Here is a 23,077-nt window from a genome sequence, read left to right on the forward strand (position 1 = left end):
CGCGTGTGGCTCCGCCATTCTATCCGCGCCGTCCGCGGGGGCGGGGCGGCCACGTTCCGCCCCTAGGATTCGAACCTAGACTGCACGGCTCCAAAGGCCGGCGTGCTGCCATTACACCAGGGCGGAGTGCTGTGCAGCAGCCCGGCCCCGGAACGACGGGGACGGCCCGCGGCGCGCGGCACAGAGACCAATTCTGCCACGGATGGCCCGGTGCCCCGCCCGGCCTACTGGCCTCCCCCGCTGCGCCGCTGGACGCGGCGTTTCCGGCGGGACCTGCGGACGCGCCACACGATCACCACGACGAGCGCGACGGCGACCACGATGGCGGCGACGTCCCGCCCGACGGTCTTCGCCACCGCCTCGTACGAGGCGCCGGCGAGGTACCCCAGCAGGGTGAAGCCGGTCCCCCACACGAGGCCGCCGAGGGCGTTGTAGGCGAGGAATGTCCGGTAGCGCATGTGGGAGGCGCCGGCGAGCGCGGGGGTCACGGCCCGGAAGAAGGCGACGAAGCGTCCGAGGAACACCGCCCATCCCCCGCGCCTCGCCAGGAACTCCTGGGCGTCCCCGAGGCGTTCGCGGTGGCGGCGCAGGGCGCGGGATCCCAGGAGCTTCGGGCCCAGGTGCTTGCCGACCTCGTATCCGGCGGTGTCCCCGGCGACCGCCGCGACCACGACGAGGGGGACCATCACCCAGATGTCGGCCTTGCCCTGGTTCGCGATGACGCCCCCGACCACGGCGGCCGTCTCCCCGGGGACCACGAAGCCGACGAAGGCCGCGTCCTCGGCGAAGACGAGGGCGAACACGAGCAGGTAGGCCGCGAGCGGCGGGATGGAGAGGACCGCGGCAACGATGTCACCCACCGGTCGATCCTAGGGCGCGCCCGCCCGGCGTGCCAGCCGCGGGAGCAGATGCGTGGCGGCTCAGGGCTCGTGGCGGACGACCGTGGCGGCGTCCGTACGGTGGACCATGTGGCGTCCCTGGCCGCCGTCCTCGATGACCCACAGGACCGATCCGTCCGGAGCCACGGCGTCGACCGTTCCGGACACCGCGAGACGCCCGCGTGCCGTGACGGTGACCGGGTCACCCGGCAGCACCAGTGCGAAGTCGTCGCCGCGCGCGCCCATGGCCATCCCCCTTGCCGCTGCCGTTCGGCAGCCGGTCCCGAGCCTACGCAGCGGGCGTGCCGGGAGGATGACGCCGAGGTGAACATCCGGGGGCGGTCGTCCGGAGGGACAACGGGCTACTCGACCACCGGCTACTCGAGGACCTCGGAGGCCTCGAGCCATGCGAGCTCGAGCTCCTCCTTCTGCCCGAGCAGCCCCTGGAGCTCGGCGTTGAGCTCCCCGAGGCGACCGTAGTCGTCTGCGGACTCGGCCATCTGGGCGTGGAGCTTCTCCTCCTGGGCCGCGATCTTGCCCAGCTGGCGCTCGATCCGCGCCAGCTCCTTCCGCGCGTCGCGCTTCTCGGCCTCGCTGTGGGCCGACGCCGCTGACGCGCCCCCGCCCGAGGCGGTGCCCGCCGTCGTGCTCGCCTCGCCGGACGCGGCTCCGGCAGAGGAGGCGGCGTCCGACGCGGCGAGCGCCTCCTCGCGCAGCCGGAGGTACTGCTCGACGCCGCCGGGCAGGTCGCGGACCTTCCCGTCCCCGAGCAGCGCGAGCTGGTGGTCGGTGACCCGCTCGAGGAGGTAGCGGTCGTGGCTCACGACGACGAGCGTGCCGGGCCAGCCGTCGAGCACGTCCTCGACCGCGGCGAGGGTGTCCGTGTCGAGGTCGTTGGTCGGCTCGTCGAGCATGAGGACGTTGGGCTCGCCGACGAGGAGGCGCAGGAGCTGGAGCCGGCGCCGCTCGCCGCCCGAAAGCTCGGACACGCGTGTCCACTGCTTCTGGTTCGTGAAGCCGAGCTGCTCGACGAGCTGCCCCGCCGTGAGCTCCTTGCCGCCCACGGCGAACGTCTGCTTCTCGCGCTGGATGACCTCCACGACGCGCAGGTCCGACACCTCGTCGAGCTCGCGGACCTCCTGGCTGAGCACGGCGGGCACCACGGTCTTGCCTCGCCGGACCCGGCCAGAGGTCGGCTCGATCTCGCCGGCGAGCAGGCGGAGCAGGGTGGACTTGCCCGCGCCGTTGACCCCCACGACGCCGACCCTCTCCCCGGGCGCGAGCCGAAGCGTGATCCGGTCGAAGAGCGCCGCCGCCCCGGCGGACGGGTCGTCGTAGGCGAGGCTGACGTCCTCGAGGTCGATGACGTCCTTCCCCAGGCGGGCCGTGGCCATCTTCGACAGCGCCACCGCGTCGCGCGGCTCGGGGACGTCGGCGATGAGCGCGTTCGCGGCTTCGATCCGGAACTTGGGCTTGGACGTCCGCGCGGGCGCGCCCCGGCGGAGCCAGGCGAGCTCCTTCTTCATGAGGTTCTGCCGCTTGCCCTCGACCACGGCCTCCATGCGGTCGCGCTCGGCGCGTGCAAGCACGTAGGCGGCGTAGCCGCCGTCGAACGGGTCGACGATCCCGTCGTGGACCTCCCACGTGTCGGTGCAGACCTCGTCGAGGAACCAGCGGTCGTGTGTGACCACGAGGAAGGCGCCCTCCGTGGGCCGCCAGCGGGTCTTGAGGTGCCGCGCGAGCCACGCGACGCCCTCGACGTCGAGGTGGTTGGTGGGCTCGTCGAGCATGATGACGTCGTGCGGCTCGATGAGGAGCTTCGCGAGGGCGACGCGCCGCTTCTGGCCGCCGGAGAGCGAGCGCACCTGGGCGTGCCAGTCGACGTCGGCCACGAGGCCGCCCATGATGTCGCGGATCTTCGGGTTGGCGGCCCACTCGTGGTCTGCGCGGTCCCCCACGATCGCCGCGCCGACCGTCAGGTCGCCGTCGAGGACGTCGCTCTGGTCGAGGTAGCCGACGTTGACGTCGCGGCGCTTGGTGACCCGGCCGGCGTCGGGCGTCGCCTTCTGGGCGAGCAGGCGCATGAGCGTGGACTTCCCGTCGCCGTTGCGGCCCACGACCCCGATGCGGTCGCCCTCCTCGAGGCCGACCGTCACCCCGTCGAGCACCGTCCGGGTGCCGAAGGAGATGCTCAGGTTCTCGCCGCCGAGAAGGTGTGCCACGGGATGGGGTCCTCACTGTGCTGGGGAAAGCGACGACAGAAGCCTAGCCGTCACAGCACGGTGTCGCTCACAATCCTGGCGCCGGCGACCGGCCCGTGCACGGCGAGCGCCTCGACTCCCTGGCGCGCGAACGAGTCGACGAGGTCCCGGGCAGCGGCGGCGTCCACGGCGAGCAGCGCGACCGTCGGGCCCGAGCCGGAGACGATCGAGGCCAGCGCGCCGTGGGAGTCGGCCCAGCCGAGGGTGTCGCGCAGCTGCGGCGCGAGCGCGACGGCGGCCCGCTGCAGGTCGTTCACGAGCAGGTGGCGCAGCCCGCCGGCGTCGCCGCTGCGCAGCGCGGTGAGGATCCCGGGCTCGACGTCGGTGGGCTCGGGAGCGTCGAACCCCTCGGCCGCGCGCAGCCGGTCGAGCTCGGCGAAGACCCGAGGGGTGCTGAGGCCGTACTCGGCCGGGACGAGGACCCAGTCGAGCCGTGTCGTGGCGAGAGCCGGCGAGAGCTGGTCGCCCACCCCGAGCCCGACGGCGGCGCCGCCCAGGAGCGCGAAGGGGACATCGGCGCCGAGCTCGGCCGCGAGGTGGGCGAGCTCCTCCTTCGACAGGCCGGAGCCCCACAGGGCGTCGCAGGCGAGGAGGGTGGCAGCGGCGTCCGCCGACCCCCCGCCCATGCCGCCGGCGACCGGGACCCGCTTGGTGATCTCGAGGTGGACTCCCGTGGGCCGTTCGGTGACCTCGGCCATGAGGCGGGCCGCCCTGACCGCGAGGTTGCGTTCGTCGAGGGGGATGTCGAGCTCGTCGAGGTCGAGCGTGCTGTCCGGGCTGAGGCTGACGGTGACCCCCGGCTCCGGCGTGCTCGTGGCCGTGACCTCCTCGAACAGGGACACGGCGAGGTACACGCTGGCCACGGAGTGGTAGCCGTCGGGGCGGGCCGGGCCGACCCGCAGGGAGACGTTGACCTTTCCGGGGGCCTTGACCTTCACGGAGCGGGGACGGGGGGTGCTCATGGTCCCCACGCTAGCCGAGGGCCTCCGAGGCGGCGGACGCGGAGCCTGCGGCGCGCTTCTCCTCGGCGATGCGCGCGAACTCCGCCACACCGAGGACTTCGCCGCGCGCGCTCGGGTCGACGCCGGCGGCGCGGAGGATGGCCTCGGCCGCGGCACCGGACCCGGCCCAGCCGGAGAGGGCCGCACGGAGCGTCTTGCGCCGCTGGGCGAACGCGGCGTCGATCACGGCGAAGACCTCCTCGCGGGGCGCCGTCGTGGGCGGCGGCGCGGTGCGCGTGAAGGCGACCAGGCCCGAGTGGATCTTGGGGGCGGGCCAGAAGACATTCATGCCGATGACGCCGGCCTTCCGCATGGTCCCGTACCACGCGGCCTTGACGCTCGGAACGCCGTAGGTCTTCGATCCGGGTCCGGCCGCGAGCCGGTCGGCGACCTCCTCCTGGACCATGACCAGGCCGTGCCGCAGGCTCGGGAAGTGCTCGAGCAGGTGGAGCACCACGGGGACGGCGACGTTGTACGGCAGGTTCGCCACGAGGGCGCCCGGGCCCTCGGGCGTCCCCGGCAGGTCCGTCACCTTGAGCGCGTCCGAGAGCACGAGGTCGAAGCGCCCGACGGCGTCCGGGCGCCACCGTGCGATGGTCTCCGGCAGGCGCTGGGCGAGGACCGGGTCGATCTCGATCGCGACGACCCGCGCCGCGGCGTCGAGAAGGCCGAGGGTGAGGGACCCCAGCCCGGGGCCGACCTCGAGCACCGTCTCCGCGGGATGGATGCCGGCGGCTGCGACGATCCGGCGGATGGTGTTGCCGTCAATCACGAAGTTCTGGCCGAGGGTCTTGGTCGGCCGGATTCCGAGTTCGCCCGCGAGGGCGCGGATGTCCGCGGCGCCGAGGAGCGGCTGCGGCCCGGGAGAGGGCTGGGATCCGGGCGAGGGCTGGGATCCGGGGGCTTCAGTCACCCGAGAATCCTACGGGACGCCCGGTCCGCGGCAGGGCGGGCGTCAGCCGCCCACCGCGGTGCGGCAGCCCCAGGGCGCGAGCCCGGCCTTGGCGTAGTACGTGTTCGCGACCGCGATCTGCTGCTCCTTGGTGGCAAGGGAGGCGTTGGGGGCGTACTGCCCGCCGCCGTTGGCGATCCAGGACGGGATGTCGAACTGGAGGCCGCCGTAGTAGCCGTTGCCGGTGTTCGCGGACCAGTTGCCGCTCGACTCGCACTTCGCGATGGCCTCCCACATGGCGAGGTTCGCCACCGGAGGCGCCGCCATGGACGTCGGCGCGCTCTGCGCTGCGGGCTGCGTCTTGGGCTTGGTGCCGACGAGCACCTTCTCGGCAACAGGCTGCCGGGTCACGGTCTCCGAGACGAGGGAGCGGGCGGCCTCGCGGCCGTCGACGAGGAGCAGGCTGTACTTCTTCTCCACGGTGCCCGCGACGCCGGCCTGCACGACCTTGGTCTCCCCCTGGGTGAGGTCGGCGCTCTCGGTCTTCTCGGTCGTGAACGGGAGGGCCTCGCTCACGGTTGCCCCCTGGCTGGCGTCGAGGCGGGTGACCTTGACGGACATGCCGGCCACGATCGGCGCGTAGGTCGGGGCCGAGAGCCTGTCCGTCGGGCCCACGGTGACCCCGAGCTCGGCGAGGAGGTCGCCGACGGTCGCGGCCGTCGTCGTGCGCGTCACGGGCTGGCCGTCGACGACGACGGCGACGTCCTTCGGCGTCGTGATCTCGACGACGGTGCCCTCGGGCGCGAGGCGCGTGTCCCCTCCGAGGGATACGACTGCGGTGGAGGCCACGCCGAGTTCGGTGACGAGGTTCTGGACGTCGGGCGCGGTGGTGCTCACGGTCTTCTCCGCGCCGTCGAGCTGCACAGTCACCTGCTTCGCGCGGCTGACGGTGATGACAGCGCCGTTCGCGACGGAAGCGTCGAGCGAGGGCGAGACCTGGTCGGCCCCGCGGACCTCCACGTCGGCACCGTTGACGACCTGCCCGACGGTCCCGGCGAAGGTCGTCACGGTGCTCGCCTGGCCGTCGACGTTCAGCGTCACGGTCTTGCTGTTGGCGACGAAGGCGGTGGTCCCGAGGGCCAGCGCCGCCACGACGGCGGCCTGGCCCGCGATGCGGACCGGGGAGCGTCGGGTGCCGGGAGGGGTGGTCGTCGAGGCGCTGCGCGCGGAGTATCTGCTCAAGGGGTCACCGATCGTGGTTCCACCCGGGCACGGCAGACGTCGGACTGGAACGGCAGGGGGGCGCCGAGCGTCCGGCGGCCTTCCCCGACCCCGGCTGTCGGACACCACTGTAATCGAAACGTTATCAGAGGCCAATTTCCGTAACGCTGCGGCTACGAATGAGAGACCTCTGTCACTCCCATCCGCCGTACGCCGCCTCGGTGTTCGCCGAGAGGGCGGCACACAGGGCTGCCAGGTCCGCGTCGAGGACCTCCGCCATCGAACGGACGGTGTAGGGGACCATATAGCTCGCGTTGGGGCGGCCGCGATAGGGATGCGGGGTCAGGAACGGGGAGTCGGTCTCGACGAGGACCCGGGACGGCTCGGCGATGGCCAGGGCGCGGCGCAGGTTCTCCGCGTTCTTGAACGTGAACGTCCCGGCGAACGACATGTACCAGCCGTGCTCGTTGCAGGTCCGGGCGAGGTCCTCGTCGCCCGAGAAGCAGTGGAAGACCACCGTCTCGGGAGCGCCCTCCTCGGCGAGGATGCGCACGACGTCGTCGTGGGCGTCCCGGTCGTGGATCTGCAGGGTCTTGCCGAGCCGCTTCGCCAGGTCGATGTGCCACCGGAAGGAATCGTGCTGGACTGCGAGCGCGTCCCCCTTGGAGCGGAAGTAGTCGAGCCCGGTCTCGCCGATCGCCCTCACCCGGGGGTGGGCTGCGAGGCGCTCGATCTCCTCGTACGCGGCCTCGAGCTCGCCCCGGGCCGCGTACCGCGGCGCGTCGTTGGGGTGGAGGGCGACGGCGCCGAGCAGCCGCGGCTCGTGCTCGAGGGCCTCGACGGTGAAGCGGGACGAGGGCAGGTCGCATCCGACCTGGACGGCGCGGTCGACGCCGACGGCGGCAGCGGCGTCGAGCGCGTCCCTCACCCCCACCTCGACCAGCCCGTCGCGGAAGTTGAGGTGGGTGTGGTTGTCCACCACCGGAACCGGGAGCGGCTCGGGAGCAGGCGGGTACTCGAGGCGCCGCTTCCGGCCGGACTCGTCGTGCGCGGCGCGCCGCTCCCGCGCGTCCCGCCGAGCGTCCGCTCCCCCGACGGCCTGCTCGTCTGCGTCGTCCTCGGTCCAGCGGTAGGCGGCGGGCGGGTGGGATGCACACATGGCACCAACTGTAGTGGCGGGCATGCTGGCGGGCTGAGCTGGCGGGCGGTGGCGGCCCTCCCAGGGACCCCGGTGCCGTAAGGCGTCCGGGCGGGTAACGTGGTCCTAGAGTGTGGCGAACGGCACACGGGCCCGGCGGTCGCCGGCCCGCCCGGAAGGGGGATGCATGGACGGCCATCACGTCGGACAGAACCTCGGAGAGGGCCTCGAACGTGCCGCCGGCCTGGATGCGGCCGGCCAGCAGGCCGGCAGCCAGAACGGAAGCCGGGGTGCAGCCCCACTCGACGGCGCGGCAGCGGTCCCGATGGGAGCCGAGGCGTTCAAGGCGACGTGCGAGAGGATCCTGGCCTCCATCGGCCAGGTCATCGACGGGCAGTCCGACGCCGCGCGGCTCGCCCTCACCGTCCTGCTCGCCCAAGGGCACCTGCTCGTCGAGGACGTCCCCGGAGTCGGCAAGACCATGCTCGCCAAGACCCTCGCCCGCACCATCGACTGCTCGGTCAGCCGCATCCAGTTCACCCCGGACCTCCTCCCGAGCGACGTCACGGGAGTGTCGATCTACAACCAGGCCACCCGGCAATTCGAGTTCCGCCCGGGAGCGGTGTTCGCGAACATCGTGATCGGGGACGAGATCAACCGGGCCTCGGCGAAGACCCAGTCGGCGCTCCTCGAGTGCATGGAGGAGCACCAGGTCACCGTCGACGGCACCTCCTACGCCCTCGGGTCCCCGTTCATGGTCGTCGCGACCCAGAACCCGATCGAGATGGAGGGCACCTACCCACTGCCGGAGGCCCAGCGCGACCGCTTCATGGCCCGCATCTCGATGGGCTACCCGGACGCGGCAGCCGAGGCCGAGATGCTGGAGACCCACCAGTCGGACTCGCCCCTGCTCAAGGTCCACCCCGTGGTCGACGCGGCCGAGGTGCGCTCGATGACCGCAACCGTCAAGGCGGTCTACGTCTCCGGCCCCGTGAAGGAGTACACGGTCGCCCTGGGCCGGGCGACCCGGGAGAGCCCGCAGCTGAGGCTGGGCGCGAGCCCCCGCGCGGTCCTCCAGCTCCTGCGCGCAGCGAAGGCGCGGGCCGCCCTCTCGGGCCGCGACTTCGTGCTCCCGGACGACGTCGCCGCGATGGCTCCCGCGGTCCTCGCCCATCGGCTCGTGCTCGACCGGAGGGCAGCCGGCAGCGGGTTCAGCGCAGCAGCGGTCCTCGGCTCGATCATCGAGTCGGTCCCCATCCCGGCCACCGGCCAGCAGCGCCGCCGGGCCTGAGGCGGGCACGCAGTGGGCCGGTCGGAGAGTCGGCGCGCGTCGCAGCGGGCCGGCGGCGCCCACCACTACCAGGGCGTCGTGCGCACGGACTGGAGGGGCGCCCTCACGCTTCGCGGCTGGGGCTTCGTGGGCGCCGCCATCGCCGTGCTCCTGGGCGCCGAGCTCCTGGGCCGGCGCGACCTCCTCCACCTCGCCGTCTTCCTCGGCCTCATACCGGCCGCGGCCCTGGCCTCGAACCTGCTGTTCCGGCCCTCCCTCGATGTGCGCCGCACGCCGTCGCCCGACGTCGTCGAGGCCGGGCACACCACCGAGGTCGCACTCAGCCTCGCCCACAGCGGCCTGCTCTCGGGACGCATGTCGATGACCGAGCAGCTCCCGCCCAGCCTCGGCGCAGGGCCGGGCTTCCTGTACCCGGGAAGGTCGGTCGGAAGGGACGGGAGGAGCCATTACCGCTACGAGCTCGCAAGTCCCCGGCGCGGCCTGTACCTCCTGGGTCCCGTGGAGGCGAAGCACACGGATCCCTTCGGGCTCGCGGAACGCCACAGCCGCATCGGCGCCCCCACCCGTCTGACGGTCACCCCAGCCGTGCTGCCCCTCGCCGCAGGCGTCCTCGCGGGGCGGCGCGGGACCGAGGGGACGGTCGCGGCACGGATCCAGTCCATGCCCAGCGATGATGACGTGATGACCCGCGAGTACCGTCCCGGGGACCCCATGCGCCGCGTGCACTGGGCAGCAACCGCACGCCAGGGGGAGCTCATGGTGCGGCAGGAGGAGTCCGCGACGTCGCCCGAGGCGACCCTGATCCTGGACCTGCGGCGCTCCGCGTTCCCCTTTCCCGGGCATGCGGCCTCAGACGCCCCGGATTCCCCCGCCTTCGAATGGGCCGTGACCACCGCGATGTCGGTGTGCGCCCATCTGGTCTCGCTCGACTACTCGATCAGGCTCCTCGCACCCGACGGCACCCTCGCGCTCGCCCGCTCCGCGTCGGCGCCGGAGCCGGACAGCCCTGAGTACGCAGGAGCCGCCGGACTGGCCGCCATCGGGGAGTCCCTCGCCGCGATCACCCCCAGGGAGGCTGCCGCGTCCGCAGGGGACGGGTTCTCCGACCTCCTGCTCGACCGGCTCGAAGGCCACCGCGGGCGAGGCCCGATCGTCGCGATCCTCGGCAGGACCTCCCGGGACACCGCGCGTGAGCTCGCCCCCGCGGCCCTCCTCGCCGAGCGCGCGCTCGCCGTCGTGGTCGTCCCCGCTGCAGGCGGCGGCCGCGAGGCGGTCGAGGCACTCCGCCTAAGCGGCTGGATGGCTGCCGAGTGCACACCGCGCACCCCGGTGGCCTCCGCCTGGGCCGCGCTCGTCGACGACAGTCCGGAACCGGGCGGACGGCGATGAGGGCCCGCCGCTTCGCGCACCTCGGCGTGGAGGCCTTCCTGGCCCTCTCCGTCGCGGGCGGCGCCGCCTCCTACGGCGGCGTGCTGCGGGGATTCGGCTGGCTCTACCCAGTCATCGTCGTCACCTGCGCAGCCCTCGCCGGGACCGCCTTGGCCCGCGCGGCCCTCGCCGGGCGTCGGGGCGCCCCGTGGCACCCGGTGGTGGTCGCCGTCGCGGGCCTCGCGGCCTGGGTAGCGGCGATGTGCGCCATGTTCTTCCGCGCCACGAGCTTCGCCGGGTTCATTCCCGGCCCGCGGACCATCGCCTCCGCGCACGAGGCCCTCGACCAGGCGTGGCACACCGTGGTCTTCGACGCCGTGCCCGCGGCACCCAACGTCGGAATCGTCGCGCTCCTGGCAGGAGCCCTCGGGCTCATCGCGCTCGTCGCGGAGACGATCGCCATCTCGTGCCGCCTGCCTGCGCTCGCCGGGATCGCCCTCCTCGCGGTCCTCGTGGTGCCCGCGACGCTCAAGCCGAACAGCGTGGGGGCCGTCGGGTTCGCCGCCGCCGCAGCGGGATACCTCGGCATCCTCGCCACGGCGCAGGCAGATGGGGGAAGGCCGGACGGCGGAGGGCCCGAGGGCCGGCGGTCCCGCCAAGAGCCGACGCGCGGAGCGAGAGCGCCCGAGCGGTCACCCGGGGAGCTCGCGGCGGCCGCGCTCTCTCCGGGCCGGCTCATCATCCTCATCGCGGCGATCGTCGCCGGGGCGCTCGCGCTGCCGCAGGTGGTACCCGGGTTCGACCGCGGGCTCTTCCCCGAAGGTGCCCGGCTGCGCAGCTTCGGACAGAATGTCGGCCTCAACCCTCTGATCAGCCTCGGGAGCGACCTGCGCAGCGCCGAAGGCGTGGGCATCCTCCGCTACGCGACGAACTCCACCATCCCGCTCTACCTCCGGACCGTGACCGTGTCCACGTTCGACGGCGGCTCGTGGGCACCGGACAACCGGGACGACCAGCTGCAGTACCCGCTCACAGGGATCACGCCGCGCACTCCCATCACGGCGGCGCCCAGCGTCACCACGACCACCGTCATCACCACCGGCGGCTTCACGAGCCCGTACCTCCCGGCCCCCTACGCCCCGACCACCGTGGACGGCCAGCGCGGCCGGTTCGGCTGGGACCCTGCGGACCTGAGCATCAAGGGCGACCCGGGCGCGAGCCGCGACCAGTTCTACACGGTGCGCTCCACGAGGCCCGACATCACGCGCGATGCCCTGGCGACGGCGAACGGTACCCCCCGGGGCCTCAGCTCCGAGGTGCGGGACGTGCCGCGGGGCGTCCCGGCCTCGGTGCGCTCCGCCGCCGAGGACGTGACCCGCGGCAAGGCCACCGCCTTCGAGCGGGCTGTCGCGATCCAGGCGTGGCTGCGCACGTTCCAGTACTCAGAGCGGGCCCCCGTCGAGGACGGCTACGACGGCACCGGCATGGACGTGCTCGAGACCTTCCTGCAGAAGCGCTCCGGCTACTGCATCCACTTCGCCGCGGCGATGGCGGTCATGGCCCGCATCGTCGGCATCCCGAGCCGGATCGCCGTCGGCTTCGCCCCGGGCCGGCCCACCGGGCAGACGGTCGCGATCCCGTCGGCGCAGGCCCTGACTGAGTACCAGGTCGACGGCCGGGACGCCCACGCGTGGCCCGAGCTGTATTTCGAAGGGCTCGGATGGGTACCGTTCGAGCCCACGCCGTCACGCGGCGTCACCCCGGCCTACTCCCTCACCGACTCCGCTGCCCAGTCCGGCAGCACCAACCTGGACCAGCTCAACGAGGGGCTCTTCCCCTCGGGCGTTCCGGGCGCGCCTCCCGCCGAGTCCCAGGCCTCGGCCCCGGCGGCGTCGGGTGCCTCCACCGAGGCCTCCCCCTGGGTTGCCGCCGCGCTCGTGGCCCTGGGCGTGCTCGCGGCCGCACTCGTCCTCACCCTGCCCGCCGCGCTCCGCGCAGCGCAGCGCCGGCGCCGCCTCGACCGCGGCCTCGACGGCATCTGGGAGGAACTCGAGGCCGTGGGCGTCGACCACGGCCTCCCGCCCGACCCCGCGGACTCCCCCCGCGCCTACGCGAAGCGCCTCACGGCCTGGGAGACGGACGACGGCGGGCTGAGACGCGCGCTCGACACCCTCACCGCCGAATACGAGCGCCACGCCTTCGGACGCCCCGGGTACGACGCCGACGAGGAGGCCGCCCGCCGCGCCGTCGCCGTCGTGCACGAGACGGCCCGGCACGCACAGCGCCCGGTCCGGCGGGCCCGCATCGCCGCGCTGCCGCCGTCTGCCTTCGCGTGGCTCGCGAGGGCACTGACGGCAGTGGCCCCCGCAGCCAAGGCTGCAGGGGCCACAGTCCGTGCCGCGGCGAAGGCCGCCGCACGGTGGGTCAGGCGGAGGCGGTAGCCCGCGTACGGATCGGCGATGCTGGTCGTTCCTCCGTCCGCTGTGCCCGCCAAGGGCGGTCAGCCCGCGTACGGATCGGCGATGCCGGTCGTTTCTCCGTCCGCTGTGCCCGCCAAGGGCGGTCAGCCCGCGTACGGATCGGCGATGCTGGTCGTTCCTCCGTCCGCTGTGCCCGCCAAGGGCGGTCAGCCCGCGTACGGATCGGCGATGCTGGTCGTTCCTCCGTCCGCTGTGCCCGCCAAGGGCGGTCAGCCCGCGTACGGATCGGCGATGCCGATGTACTGCGTCGTCGTGTACTCCGCGATGCCCTCGGCGCCGCCTTCGCGGCCCAGGCCGGACTGCTTGACGCCGCCGAACGGGGCGGCCGCGTTCGAGATGACGCCGGCGTTGAAGCCGACCATGCCGAACTCGATCTGCTCCGCGACGCGGAACATGCGGGCGTAGTCGCGGGTGTAGAGGTACGAGGCCAGCCCGTACTCGGACGCGTTGGCGAGGCGGATGGCCTCCTCCTCCGTCGCGAAGGTCGTCACCGGGGCGACGGGGCCGAAGATCTCGTTCCTGAGGATCTCGGCGTCGTTCGGGACGTCGGCAAGGACCGTCGGGGCGTAGAAGTACCCGTCGCCCTCGAGCGGGGAGCCGCCGGTCGCGACGCGGGCGCCCGCGGACACCGCCTCGGTCACCAGAGCGTGGACGTCCTTGCGGGCACCGCCGTCGATGAGGGGTCCCACGGTCGTGTCGGACTCCGTGCCGCGGCCCGGCTTGAGCGCTGACATCGCGGCAGCGAACTTGGAGGTGAACTCCTCGGCCACCGACTCGTGCACGAGGAAGCGGTTGGCGGCCGTGCAGGCCTCGCCCATGTTGCGCATCTTGGCCGCCATGGCACCCTCGACGGCCTTGTCCAGGTCCGCGTCGTCGAACACGATGAACGGCGCGTTGCCGCCGAGCTCCATGGAGGTGCGCAGCACGTTCTGCGACGCGTCGGCCAGCAGACGCCGGCCCACCGGGGTCGAGCCGGTGAAGGAGACCTTGCGCAGGCGGTGGTCCTTCATGAGCGGCGCGGAGATGCTCGACGCGGAGGACGAGGAGACCACGTTCACGACGCCGGCCGGCACGCCCGCCTCGACGAGGACGGCGGCGAAGAGCTGGGTGGTGAGCGGGGTGAACTTGGCCGGCTTGATGATCACCGTGCAACCGGCGGCGAGGGCCGGGCCGACCTTGCGGGTGGCCATGGCGAGCGGGAAGTTCCACGGCGTGATGAGCAGGCACGGGCCCACGGGCTTGCGCTGCACGAGGATCTTGTTCTTGCCCTCGGGAGTGGTGACGTAGCGGCCGTAGTCACGCACGGCCTCCTCGGAGAACCAGCGGAGGAACTCGGCGCCGTACGTGACCTCGCCGCGGGACTCCGGGAGCGGCTTGCCCATCTCGAGCGTCATGAGGAGCGCGAACTCCTCGGCGCGCGCGGTCACGAGGTCGAACGCGCGGCGGAGGATCTCGGCGCGCTCGCGCGGGGCGGTGCGGGCCCACGAGGCCTGGGCGGCGGCGGCGGCGTCGAGCGCGGCGAGCGCGTCCTCGCTCGTGCCGTCGGCGATCTCCAGGAGGGCCTTGCCCGTCGCGGGGTCCTCGACAGCGAAGGTCGCCCCGCCCGTGGCGTCGCGCCACTCGCCGTTGATCAGCAGGCCGGTCGGAACTTTCGCGAGCAGCTCCTGCTCGCGCTCAGGGGTGACAGCGGTGTTCTCGGACACGTCAGGCTCCTTTTCGCAGCACGCTCACCGGCGAGCGTGGGTGGACTGATTCCACGCTAGGCCCCTGCCGCATGGGTGTCCATGCATGACGGGACGACCGTGACGCACTTCACCTGTGCAACTGCACAATCTACTTCCGCGGAATTCCGGGCTTTTCAGCGGGCGGCCACCGATGCGGCATAGAGCTCCCGCTTGCTCGTCCCGGAGCCCTCGGCGACGACGGCCACGGCCTCCTTGAGCCGGGTCCCGGCCGCGACGAGGGAGCGCACCTCCGCGACGAGGTCCTCCATGCTCGACGGCGGCGCCTCCCCCGCGCCCTCGACCACCACGGCGATCTCGCCCCGGACCTCGCTCGACTCGGCCCAGGCGGCCAGCTCGCCGGCGCTGGCCCTCAGGACCTCCTCGTACGTCTTGGTGAGCTCGCGGCAGACGGCGGCCCTGCGGTCCGCGCCGAACGCGTCGGCGAGCGCCCGGAGCATCGCTGCCAGACGGTGCGGCGCCTCGAAGAAGACCATGGTGCGGCGCTCGCCGCGCAGCTCGGAGAGCCGCTGGCCCCTCTCGCCCGCCTTGCGGGGGAGGAATCCCTCGAAGCAGAAGCGGTCCGTCGGCAGCCCCGACAGGGCCAGCGCCGTCAGGACGGCCGAGGGGCCCGGGAGCGCCGTGACCGTCAGGCCCTCGGCCACTGCCGCCTCGACCAGCCGGTAGCCGGGGTCGGAGACGACCGGCATGCCGGCGTCCGTCACGAGCAGGACGGTGCCGCCGGCCCGGACGGCGTCGACGAGCTCGGGCGTCTTGGCGGCCTCGTTGTGCTCGTGGTAGCTCACCACCCGACCGCGGGGCCTCACGCCCAGCCCGGCGACGAGCCGCTGGAGCCTGCGCGTGTCCTCGGCGGCGATGAGGTCCGCCTCCCCCAGGAGTTCGACGAGCCGGCGGCTCGCGTCGCCGAGGTTCCCGATCGGCGTCGCCGCGAGGACCACCGCGCCGCTTCCCGCGCTGCCCGGGAGGGTGCCGGCGGCGTCGTGCGGCTCGGTGTCTGCGGGGGGCGTGGGATCGCTGTCGGGCTCGTGCACGGGGCCCAGCCTACGCCGGTAGCATGGGGCAGGATGACCTCCCCGACCCAGACCCGCCCGCCGGTCCGCGGCTGGAACACGCCCCGGCGGCGGATCGTCGACCCCGTGCAGGACGCGGCCCTCGGCACTGCGGAGGCCCTCAGGCAGCGGCTCCTGGGAGCCCAGCTCGCGTGGCGCGAACGGTCGGCACGGGACAGGCTGCTGAGCTGGACGATCCCCCTCGCGGTGGGCCTCATCGCCGCGCTCCTGCGCTTCTGGCAGCTCGACCGCCCGCACGCCCTCGTGTTCGACGAGACCTACTACGTCAAGGACGCCTACTCCTACCTGGTCTCCGGGGTTGAGCGCTCATGGAGCCAGAACGCGAACGCGCTCTTCCTCCGTGGCGACATGAGCGGCCTCCAGGACGGCCCTGAATACGTGGTCCACCCGCCCGTGGGCAAGTGGATGATCGCGTTCGGGATGGCGCTCTTCGGACCGGGGAGCTCGTTCGGCTGGCGCTTCAGCGCGGCGCTGGTGGGCGTGCTCTCCGTGGTGATGACGGCGTGGGCCGCCCGCCGGCTCTTCCGCTCCCACGCGCTCGCGGCGGCGGCCGGCCTGCTGCTGGCGATCGACGGCCACCACATCGTCCTGTCCCGCACCGGGATCCTGGACATCTTCCTCTCGTTCTGGCTCCTCGCCGCGTTCTGCGCCCTCCTGATCGACCGCGACGATGGCCGACGGCGCCTCGCGGACCGGCTCGGCCGCCTCGCCGGGCCCGACGGCCGCCTCAGGCCCACAGCGCTCGTCACCGGCCCCTGGCTCGGGATCCGGTGGTGGCGGATTGCCGCCGGCGTATGCCTCGGGCTCGCCGTCGGGGTGAAGTGGTCCGCCCTCGCGTTCGTCGCCGCCTTCGGCCTCATGACCGTCCTGTGGGATGCCGGAGCGCGCCGGAGGGCGGGAATCCGCGCCTGGCTGCCCGGCGCCGTCGTGCGCGACGCACCGCTGGCCGCCGTGAGCATCGTCGTCGTGGGGGCGGCGGTCTACCTCGCGTCGTGGACGGGCTGGTTCCTCTCGGACAACGGCTTCTACCGCACTTGGGCGAGGGACCATCCGGACCCCTCCTGGAGCTGGATCCCGGACTCGCTCCGCTCGCTCGCGCACTACCACTCCGAGGCATACGCGTTCCACAACGGGCTCAGCTCGCCGCACCCCTACGCCTCCAGCCCGTGGAGCTGGCTGGTGCAGGGCCGCCCGACCTCGTTCTACTACGCCGAGCCGGCCAACACGTGCGGGGTGGAGCACTGCTCCTCCGCCGTGCTCTCAGTCGGCAATCCCCTGATCTGGTGGACCGCCGTCGTCGCGCTCGCCGTCGTGACCCTGCTCTGGGCCGGACGGCGCGACTGGCGGGCCGGGGCCATCCTCGCGGGAGTCGCGGCGGGCTACCTGCCGTGGTTCCTCTACCCCACCCGGACCATGTTCGCCTTCTACGCCGTCTCCTTCGAGCCGTTCCTCATCCTCGCCCTGGCGTTCGGGCTGGGGCTCGTCCTCGGCAGGCCGGCCGACCCGCTCTGGCGCCGCCAGGCGGGCTTCCTCGCAGTCGGCATGTACCTGCTGGCGGCGCTGGTCATCTCGGCCTACCTCATGCCGATCTGGAACGCGGAACCCATCCCGTACATCGAATGGCGGCTCAGGCTGTGGATGCCGAGCTGGACGTAGCGCCAGATGGCAGGATGGACATGGGGGACGAGGCGGAGCACGCGGGACGAAAGGGTGACGACGTGGCAGGCAGCGCGGAAACGGGACAGCGCCGGAGCCGTACGGAGGTGTCCGCAGAGGCTGTGGCGAGCCTCCCCGGCGCCACGAACGTGACCGACCTGCTGGAGGACCGCGCGGCCGCGACGCCGGACGCCGAGCTCTTCTCCCGACGCACCGCGGCCGGCTGGGAGCACGTCACTGCGGCGCAGTTCGCCGAGCAGGTCCGATCGCTCGCCCGGGGGCTCATCGCGAGCGGCCTAGACATCGGCGACCGCGTGGCCATCATCTCGCCGTCGAGCTTCGAGTGGGCGCTCGTCGATTTCGCCGTCTGGTACGCCGGTGGCGTCCCAGTCCCGATCTACGAGACGTCCTCCCCGTCCCAGATCGCCTGGATCCTCGAGGACGCCGGGGCGAAGCGGGTCTTCGCCGGAAGCCGCGAGCTCGCCGAGTCCGTGCAGGAGGCGATCGATGCCTCCCCTGCCCTGGGCGAGTCCTGGCTCCCCGTGACGGTCATGACGGAGGACGGCGAAGGGGCCACCCTGCGCAGCCTCGCCGGCCCGGGCCTCGGGGTGGGCGACGCCGAGCTCGAGCGGCACCGCACCGCAGCCGACCTCGAGACGCTTGCGACCCTCGTCTACACCTCCGGCACGACCGGGCGGCCGAAGGGCTGCGAGGTCACCCACGGCAACCTGTGCCTGCTCGCCGTCAACCTCGCCGCGCACCTCCCGACGGTGGTCGGTCCCGGCAGCCGCACCCTCATGTTCCTCCCCCTCGCGCACGTCCTGGCCCGCGCCGTGCAGGTCACGTGCGTCGCCGCCGGGGTCGTGGTCGGGCATTCGCGCCAGGCCAACCTCCTGCGCGACCTGGCCACCTTCCGGCCGACCTTCCTGCTCGCGGTGCCGCGGGTCTTCGAGAAGGTCTACGCCGCCGCGCACGCCAAGGCGGCCAACGGGCTGCGCGGGTCCCTGTTCGAGCGGGCGGCGCACACGGCCCGGGAGTACTCCGAGGCGCTCGAAGCGGAGGCGACGGGCGGCGAGGGCCCCGGGCGCCGGCTGCGGATCCGGCATGCAGTGTTCGAGCGGCTCGTCTACGGGCGCCTGCGGGCGGCCTTCGGCGGGCAGGTCTCCACCATCGTCTCCGGTGCGAGCGCGCTGAGCCCGGGACTCGCGCACTTCTTCCGCGGGGCCGGGCTCACCGTGCTCGAGGGCTACGGCCTGACCGAGACGACCGCGCCGTGCACCGTGAACACGCCGGAGGCGACCCGGATCGGCAGCGTGGGCCGGCCCGTGCCCGGCACCGAGATCCGCATCTCGGACAGCGGCGAGGTCCTCGTGAAGGGCATCGGCGTCGTCCGCGGGTACCGCTCGGCGTCCCCGGGCTCGCCCGAGGCCGCGGCCTTCCACGAGGACGGGTTCTTCGCCACGGGGGATCTGGGTTCCCTCGACGACGACGGCTTCCTCACGCTCACGGGACGGACGAAGGAGATCATCGTGACAGCGGGAGGGAAGAACGTGGTCCCCGGCCCGCTGGAAGAGGCCGTCCGCGAGTGCGAGCTCGTCGCGCACACCATCGTGGTGGGCGAGGGACGCCCCTACGTCGCCGCCCTCGTGGCGCTCGACGCCGATGAGCTCCCCGTGTGGGCCCGCCGGCGCGGGCGCGTGCTCACCCTCGAGGACGCCAGGACCGACCCGGAGGTGCTCGCCGAGGTGCAGTCCGCGGTCGACGCGGCCAACGAGACGGTCTCCCGCGCAGAGTCGATCCGCAGGTTCGTGATCCTCCCCCGCGAGCTGACGCTCCAGGACGGCGACCTCACCCCGTCCCTCAAGCTCAAGCGCCAGCCGGTCACCGAGGCGTTCCGCGACGAGATCGAGGGCCTCTACTCGGCCTGACCCTCCACATGGCCCGCGGCGCCCTCGCGGCGCTTCGGCGTGGGCCAGCAGAAGATCGCCATGAGGACCGACACGAGCAGCACGAGCACGCCGATCGTGATCGCGGCATCCATCCAGAACTGCGCCGGGAACAGCCGGATGAGCGTGTCCTCGAGACGGAAGGTCCAGGTTCCGTCGGCGAAGAACAGCCGGTGGAACTCGGTGAAGAACTGCTGCCAGCCCAGCGCCGCCGCCACGGCGAGGGCGCCGATGAGGCCGACGGTCACGAGCGAGCCGGCGAAGATCCCGCGGGCGAAGGCGCGCGGTGTCCTCCGCAGCCCGATGAACGCGACGACGAAGAAGATCAGGATCGCGAGCCCAGCCCCGTAGGACGAGAGGACGACCAGCTTCACGTCCGCCATGTGGCTGACCTCGCCGCTGGTGAACAGCCGGTCGCCGTTGGGGAAGACCAGGTCCCCCAGGTACCGCGGCCCGGCGACGTTCGCGAGGAAGTCCACCGCGTAGGAGCCGTACGTGAGCCTGTCGTCCGGAGTGAAGCCGTACCCGTCCCCAGGGAAACCGGGCCGGAAGTACTCCGCCCACAGGAACAGGGGGCTCGCGACCGCACGGACGGCGGCGACGAGCAGCAGGAACGGCAGGAGGACCGCCATGAAGACCTGGACGATGCGGGGACCCACGGGCTTCGACCGGGCGGCGGCCTCGCGCTGGTCCTTGCGCCGCTGGACCTCGTTCTCCGGGGGCCGGACGTTGAGGGCACCGGTGGGGTGCGGCTCCGCTGGGACTGCCGTGGCGCCGTCGTCCGTCTTCATCCATGCGAAGTCCGGCTCGCCGCTGTCCTTCGGCTCGTCGAAGTCAGCCCCCGGTTCGGATCCGGATCTCTTGTCGGTCAACACAGCCACCATCCAGTAGCGGCCCCGCAAGGGCCTCAAGTCAGCAAGGTCTTCCTCCCACCGTACCGGCTTGCCCCGCCCCAACCCGCCAGCGTCATCGACGTGTGGCCGAAGCGTTACCCGGCGTCTGCAGGGCGCCCGGCGGGGTGGTCAGCGCGTGGCTCAGTGCTTGGCGTACGTGGCCCAGTCCATGTTCCAGTCGCCCCAGCCCTCGAGCGGCTCGATCGGGGGCGCACCCGTGTTGAGGGTCTGCACGATGTCTCCGGGCTTGAACGTGTTGAAGAACCAGGCGGCGTCATCCGGCAGGAGCCCCACGCAGCCGTGGGAGACGTTCGTGTTGCCCACATACGGAATCGCGGACGGGAGGGCCTGGTGGACATAGACCCCCGAGTTCGTGAGCCTGTTCGCGTGCTCCACGGTCAGGGGCGGGTAGTACCCCTTGTCCCCCGGCTTGAGGCCGATGCTGCCCGCGTTGAAGTGCGAGTACCGCTCCTGCTCCATGATCACGGCGTACCCGGTCGGCGAGAGCCACCCGGCGTCGCCGAGGGTCACCGGGAAGGTCTTCACGTGCTGGCCGTCGAGGAAGACCTGCATCGTCTTCGTCGTGTCGTCCACGACTGCGAGCCTGCTGGGTCCGGTGGTGAAGCTGACGTCGGCGTTGAAGTTGCCGATCATGCCCTTGCCGAAGTCGACTCCGAAGAGCTTGAGGGCGAGGGTGACCTTGGTGTTCGGCGCCCAGAAGGTCGCAGGGCGGATGCGCGCCATCTTGTCGCTGTACCAGTGCCACCTGACGTCCTGGTTGGAGGTCGAGGTGATGGCGACGGCCTTCTCGACGGCCTCCTTGTTGGTCACCGGCTCGCTGAAGGTGATCTGGATCGGCTGGCCCGTGCCCACCGTGGAGCCGTTGCGGGGGAAGACCGCGGCGTCGGCCTCGTTGGCCGCTGTGACCGTGCGGAAGGTCTGCTTCTTCGTGGTCTCGCGTCCGGCCCCGTCCGCGAGCGTGAACTCGTAGGTGTACGCCATGTTGAACGCGAGCGGGTCCTGCGCAGTCCAGGTCACGCCGTCGGCGCTCACTGACCCCTTGACCTCGGCGCCCTTGGCGTCCGCGAGGTGCACGGACACGACCCGGCCGTTGACCGCCTTGACCTGCGGGCTCATCGCCGGGTTCACCTCCGTGGCGCCGTCGGTGGGCGTGACTCCCAGTTCCAACGGCTTGACGACCGGGGTCACGAGCCCGGGCTGGGTGCGCAGGGGCGTTCCGGCCTCCGACGCCGGGGCCTGCTGCGTCCACGGCTGGGCGATGGCTATCCCGGCCGCACCCCCCAGGACACCGACCACGACAATGCCTGCGAGGGCCGCCTTGGACCCCCGCCCCAGCTTCCTGCGTTCCGCCACAGGTGAGTCCCCCTTCGTCCGGCCTTCGTTCAAGGGTACGCCAGAGCGACGCGCGCCCCGGTCAACCCGGGGGCAGAGGCCGGGGGTGGCCGGGGCGCGGCGGCGACGCCTCGCGAGGCGGCTCAGTAGCGGTAGTGGTCCGCCTTGTAGGGGCCGGCGACGTCGAGGCCGAGGTACTCCGCTTGGTCCTTGCTCAGCTCCGTGAGCTCGACTCCGAGCGCCGCCAGGTGGAGGCGGGCGACCTTCTCGTCGAGGATCTTCGGCAGGACGTAGACCCGGTTCTCGTACTCGCGCGTCGAGTCTTGGCCGTCCTCGGAGCGGTCGCGCTTCGTCCACAGCTCGATCTGGGCGATCGTCTGGTTCGCGAACGAGTTGCTCATCACGAACGAGGGGTGGCCGGTCGCGTTGCCGAGGTTCAGCAGGCGTCCCTCCGAGAGGACGATGACGGAATGCTCCGGGGAGGCCCCGTTGGGGCCGCTCGAGGCGGGGAAGACCCATTCGTGGACCTGGGGCTTGATCTCGACCTTGCGGATCCCGGGCACCTTGGCGAGGCCCGCCATGTCGATCTCGTTGTCGAAGTGGCCCACATTGCCGACGATGGCCTTGTCCTTCATCCCGGCCATGTGCTCTGCGAGGATGATGTCCTTGCCGCCGGTGGTCGTGATGAAGATGTCGCCCTGGTCCAGGACCGATTCGAGCCGGGCCACCTGGTAGCCGTCCATGGCGGCCTGGAGGGCGCAGATCGGGTCGATCTCCGTGACGATGACGCGCGCACCCTGCCCGCGCAGCGCCTCTGCGGCACCCTTGCCGACGTCGCCGTAGCCGCACACGACGGCGACCTTGCCGCCCATCAGGACGTCCGTGGCCCGGTTGATGCCGTCCGGGAGGGAATGGCGGATCCCGTACTTGTTGTCGAACTTGCTCTTGGTCACGGCGTCGTTGACGTTGATCGCCGGGAAGAGGAGCCTGCCCTGCTCGGCGAGCTGGTAGAGGCGGTGGACGCCCGTGGTCGTCTCCTCGCTCACGCCCTTGATGCCCGCGGCGATGCGGGTCCACTTCTGGGGGTCGCGGGCCTGCCCCGCCCGGAGGACATCGAGGATGATGCGGTACTCCTCGGGGTCCTCGTCGGTCGCCTCGGGGACCGCCCCGGCGGCCTCGAGCTCGACGCCCTTGTGGACCAGGAGCGTGGCGTCGCCGCCGTCGTCGAGGATCATGTTCGGGCCGAGGGCCGGATCGCTGTCGGCACCGGGCCAGGTGAGGATCTGCTCCGCGGTCCACCAGTACTCCTCGAGCGTCTCCCCCTTCCAAGCGAAGACGGGCACTCCCTGGGGATCCTCGGCGGTTCCGGCGCCCACGACGACGGCGGCCGCCGCTTCGTCCTGGGTGGAGAAGATGTTGCACGACGCCCAGCGGACCTCCGCGCCGAGCGCGACGAGCGTCTCGATGAGCACAGCCGTCTGGACCGTCATGTGGAGTGACCCTGCAATGCGGGCGCCTGCCAGCGGCTGAGACGGGCCGAACTCCTCGCGCAGGGCCATGAGGCCGGGCATCTCGTGCTCGGCGAGGCGGATCTGGTGCCGCCCCGCCTCATGGAGGGAGATGTCGGCAACCTTGTACTCGAGGGTCATGCGTGCTGCTCCTGTGCGGTGCTGGATTCGTGCTGGCCGCCCGGGGCGGCCATGGCCTGCGTGTGCTCGGGGGCGAGGAGGACGGGGATCCCGTCCTCGATCGCGTAGCGGGGGGTCGTGCCGTCCTTGGCCCGCGTCGTGGCCACGAGCGAGTCACCGTCCTGGACGAGGGCGGACCCCGTGACGGGGCACCGGAGGACGGCGAGCAGCGACGGGCTGAGGTTCGGCATGCCCACTA

The 23,077-nt window shown here is 72.4% G+C and carries 18 protein-coding genes and 1 tRNA gene; 5 read left to right on the top strand and 14 right to left on the bottom strand.

Annotated features, from left to right (window positions below; all coding sequences use genetic code 11):
• Positions 1–54: 54 nt before the first annotated feature.
• From ACQ5BE_RS06060 to ACQ5BE_RS06095, 8 genes are all read right to left on the bottom strand, one after another.
• A tRNA-Gln gene (locus ACQ5BE_RS06060) sits at positions 55–126 on the bottom strand.
• Positions 127–224: 98 nt separating this feature from the next.
• Positions 225–860 (bottom strand): DedA family protein, encoded by a 636-nt coding sequence (locus ACQ5BE_RS06065; RefSeq protein ID WP_430296068.1) that lies wholly within the window; start codon positions 858–860, stop codon positions 225–227.
• Positions 861–920: 60 nt separating this feature from the next.
• On the bottom strand, positions 921–1,124 hold the full coding sequence (locus ACQ5BE_RS06070; protein WP_430296069.1) for a hypothetical protein: 204 nt from the start codon (positions 1,122–1,124) through the stop codon (positions 921–923).
• Between the two features lie 131 nt (positions 1,125–1,255).
• On the bottom strand, positions 1,256–3,100 hold the full coding sequence (locus ACQ5BE_RS06075; protein ID WP_430296070.1) for an ABC-F family ATP-binding cassette domain-containing protein: 1,845 nt from the start codon (positions 3,098–3,100) through the stop codon (positions 1,256–1,258).
• Between the two features lie 50 nt (positions 3,101–3,150).
• Positions 3,151–4,101 (bottom strand): 4-(cytidine 5'-diphospho)-2-C-methyl-D-erythritol kinase, encoded by a 951-nt coding sequence (locus ACQ5BE_RS06080; protein WP_430296071.1) that lies wholly within the window; start codon positions 4,099–4,101, stop codon positions 3,151–3,153.
• Positions 4,102–4,111: 10 nt separating this feature from the next.
• Complete coding sequence (gene rsmA / locus ACQ5BE_RS06085) at positions 4,112–5,053, bottom strand: 16S rRNA (adenine(1518)-N(6)/adenine(1519)-N(6))-dimethyltransferase RsmA (protein ID WP_430296072.1); 942 nt, start codon at positions 5,051–5,053, stop codon at positions 4,112–4,114.
• Between the two features lie 42 nt (positions 5,054–5,095).
• Positions 5,096–6,274 (bottom strand): ubiquitin-like domain-containing protein, encoded by a 1,179-nt coding sequence (locus tag ACQ5BE_RS06090; RefSeq protein WP_430296073.1) that lies wholly within the window; start codon positions 6,272–6,274, stop codon positions 5,096–5,098.
• A 172-nt stretch (positions 6,275–6,446) separates the two neighbouring features.
• Complete coding sequence (locus ACQ5BE_RS06095) at positions 6,447–7,412, bottom strand: TatD family hydrolase (protein ID WP_430296074.1); 966 nt, start codon at positions 7,410–7,412, stop codon at positions 6,447–6,449.
• A gap of 166 nt (positions 7,413–7,578) precedes the next feature.
• Between ACQ5BE_RS06095 and ACQ5BE_RS06100 the strand changes: the two genes are divergently transcribed.
• Genes ACQ5BE_RS06100 through ACQ5BE_RS06110 form a run of 3 tightly spaced genes read left to right on the top strand, consistent with a single transcriptional unit; the run spans position 7,579 to position 12,491 of the window.
• Positions 7,579–8,682 (top strand): AAA family ATPase, encoded by a 1,104-nt coding sequence (locus ACQ5BE_RS06100; protein WP_430296075.1) that lies wholly within the window; start codon positions 7,579–7,581, stop codon positions 8,680–8,682.
• Positions 8,683–8,694: 12 nt separating this feature from the next.
• Positions 8,695–10,071 (top strand): DUF58 domain-containing protein, encoded by a 1,377-nt coding sequence (locus ACQ5BE_RS06105; RefSeq protein WP_430296076.1) that lies wholly within the window; start codon positions 8,695–8,697, stop codon positions 10,069–10,071.
• Positions 10,068–12,491, top strand: a complete 2,424-nt coding sequence (locus ACQ5BE_RS06110) for a transglutaminase TgpA family protein (RefSeq protein ID WP_430296077.1) — start codon at positions 10,068–10,070, stop codon at positions 12,489–12,491. Before ACQ5BE_RS06105 ends, ACQ5BE_RS06110 begins: the two co-directional genes overlap by 4 nt.
• Positions 12,492–12,739: 248 nt before the next feature.
• Here ACQ5BE_RS06110 and ACQ5BE_RS06115 read toward each other — a convergent pair whose 3' ends face one another.
• Both ACQ5BE_RS06115 and rsmI read right to left on the bottom strand, forming a co-directional pair.
• Positions 12,740–14,233, bottom strand: coding sequence for an NAD-dependent succinate-semialdehyde dehydrogenase (locus ACQ5BE_RS06115; protein ID WP_208712030.1), 1,494 nt, complete (start codon positions 14,231–14,233; stop codon positions 12,740–12,742).
• A 155-nt stretch (positions 14,234–14,388) separates the two neighbouring features.
• Complete coding sequence (gene rsmI, locus ACQ5BE_RS06120) at positions 14,389–15,210, bottom strand: 16S rRNA (cytidine(1402)-2'-O)-methyltransferase (protein ID WP_430296290.1); 822 nt, start codon at positions 15,208–15,210, stop codon at positions 14,389–14,391.
• 126 nt (positions 15,211–15,336) lie between these two features.
• On the opposite strand from rsmI, the gene ACQ5BE_RS06125 reads away from it, so the two are divergent.
• A complete protein-coding gene (locus ACQ5BE_RS06125; RefSeq protein ID WP_430296078.1) occupies positions 15,337–16,998 on the top strand; it encodes a dolichyl-phosphate-mannose--protein mannosyltransferase in 1,662 nt (553 codons plus the stop codon).
• A 107-nt stretch (positions 16,999–17,105) separates the two neighbouring features.
• Positions 17,106–18,926 carry an AMP-dependent synthetase/ligase gene (locus ACQ5BE_RS06130; RefSeq protein WP_430296079.1) on the top strand — a complete coding sequence of 607 codons (1,821 nt, stop codon included), beginning with the start codon at positions 17,106–17,108 and terminating at the stop codon, positions 18,924–18,926.
• On the opposite strand, the gene ACQ5BE_RS06135 is transcribed toward ACQ5BE_RS06130, so the two are convergent.
• The 4 genes from ACQ5BE_RS06135 to ACQ5BE_RS06150 all read right to left on the bottom strand — a co-directional run bounded on the left by ACQ5BE_RS06135 (position 18,914) and on the right by ACQ5BE_RS06150 (position 23,069).
• Positions 18,914–19,816 (bottom strand): TIGR01906 family membrane protein, encoded by a 903-nt coding sequence (locus ACQ5BE_RS06135; protein WP_430296080.1) that lies wholly within the window; start codon positions 19,814–19,816, stop codon positions 18,914–18,916. The two genes, ACQ5BE_RS06130 and ACQ5BE_RS06135, sit on opposite strands and share 13 nt — an antisense overlap.
• A 162-nt stretch (positions 19,817–19,978) precedes the next feature.
• Positions 19,979–21,211 carry an Ig-like domain-containing protein gene (locus ACQ5BE_RS06140; RefSeq protein WP_430296081.1) on the bottom strand — a complete coding sequence of 411 codons (1,233 nt, stop codon included), beginning with the start codon at positions 21,209–21,211 and terminating at the stop codon, positions 19,979–19,981.
• 122 nt (positions 21,212–21,333) lie between these two features.
• Positions 21,334–22,839: an adenosylhomocysteinase gene (gene ahcY, locus ACQ5BE_RS06145; RefSeq protein WP_430296082.1), complete on the bottom strand. Its 1,506-nt coding sequence runs from the start codon at positions 22,837–22,839 to the stop codon at positions 21,334–21,336.
• Positions 22,836–23,069: a Trm112 family protein gene (locus ACQ5BE_RS06150; RefSeq protein ID WP_430296083.1), complete on the bottom strand. Its 234-nt coding sequence runs from the start codon at positions 23,067–23,069 to the stop codon at positions 22,836–22,838. Before ACQ5BE_RS06150 ends, ahcY begins: the two co-directional genes overlap by 4 nt.
• Positions 23,070–23,077 lie beyond the last annotated feature (8 nt).

Origin of the sequence: Sinomonas sp. B1-1, assembly GCF_050474465.1 — a bacterium.
Classification (GTDB): domain Bacteria; phylum Actinomycetota; class Actinomycetes; order Actinomycetales; family Micrococcaceae; genus Sinomonas; species Sinomonas flava.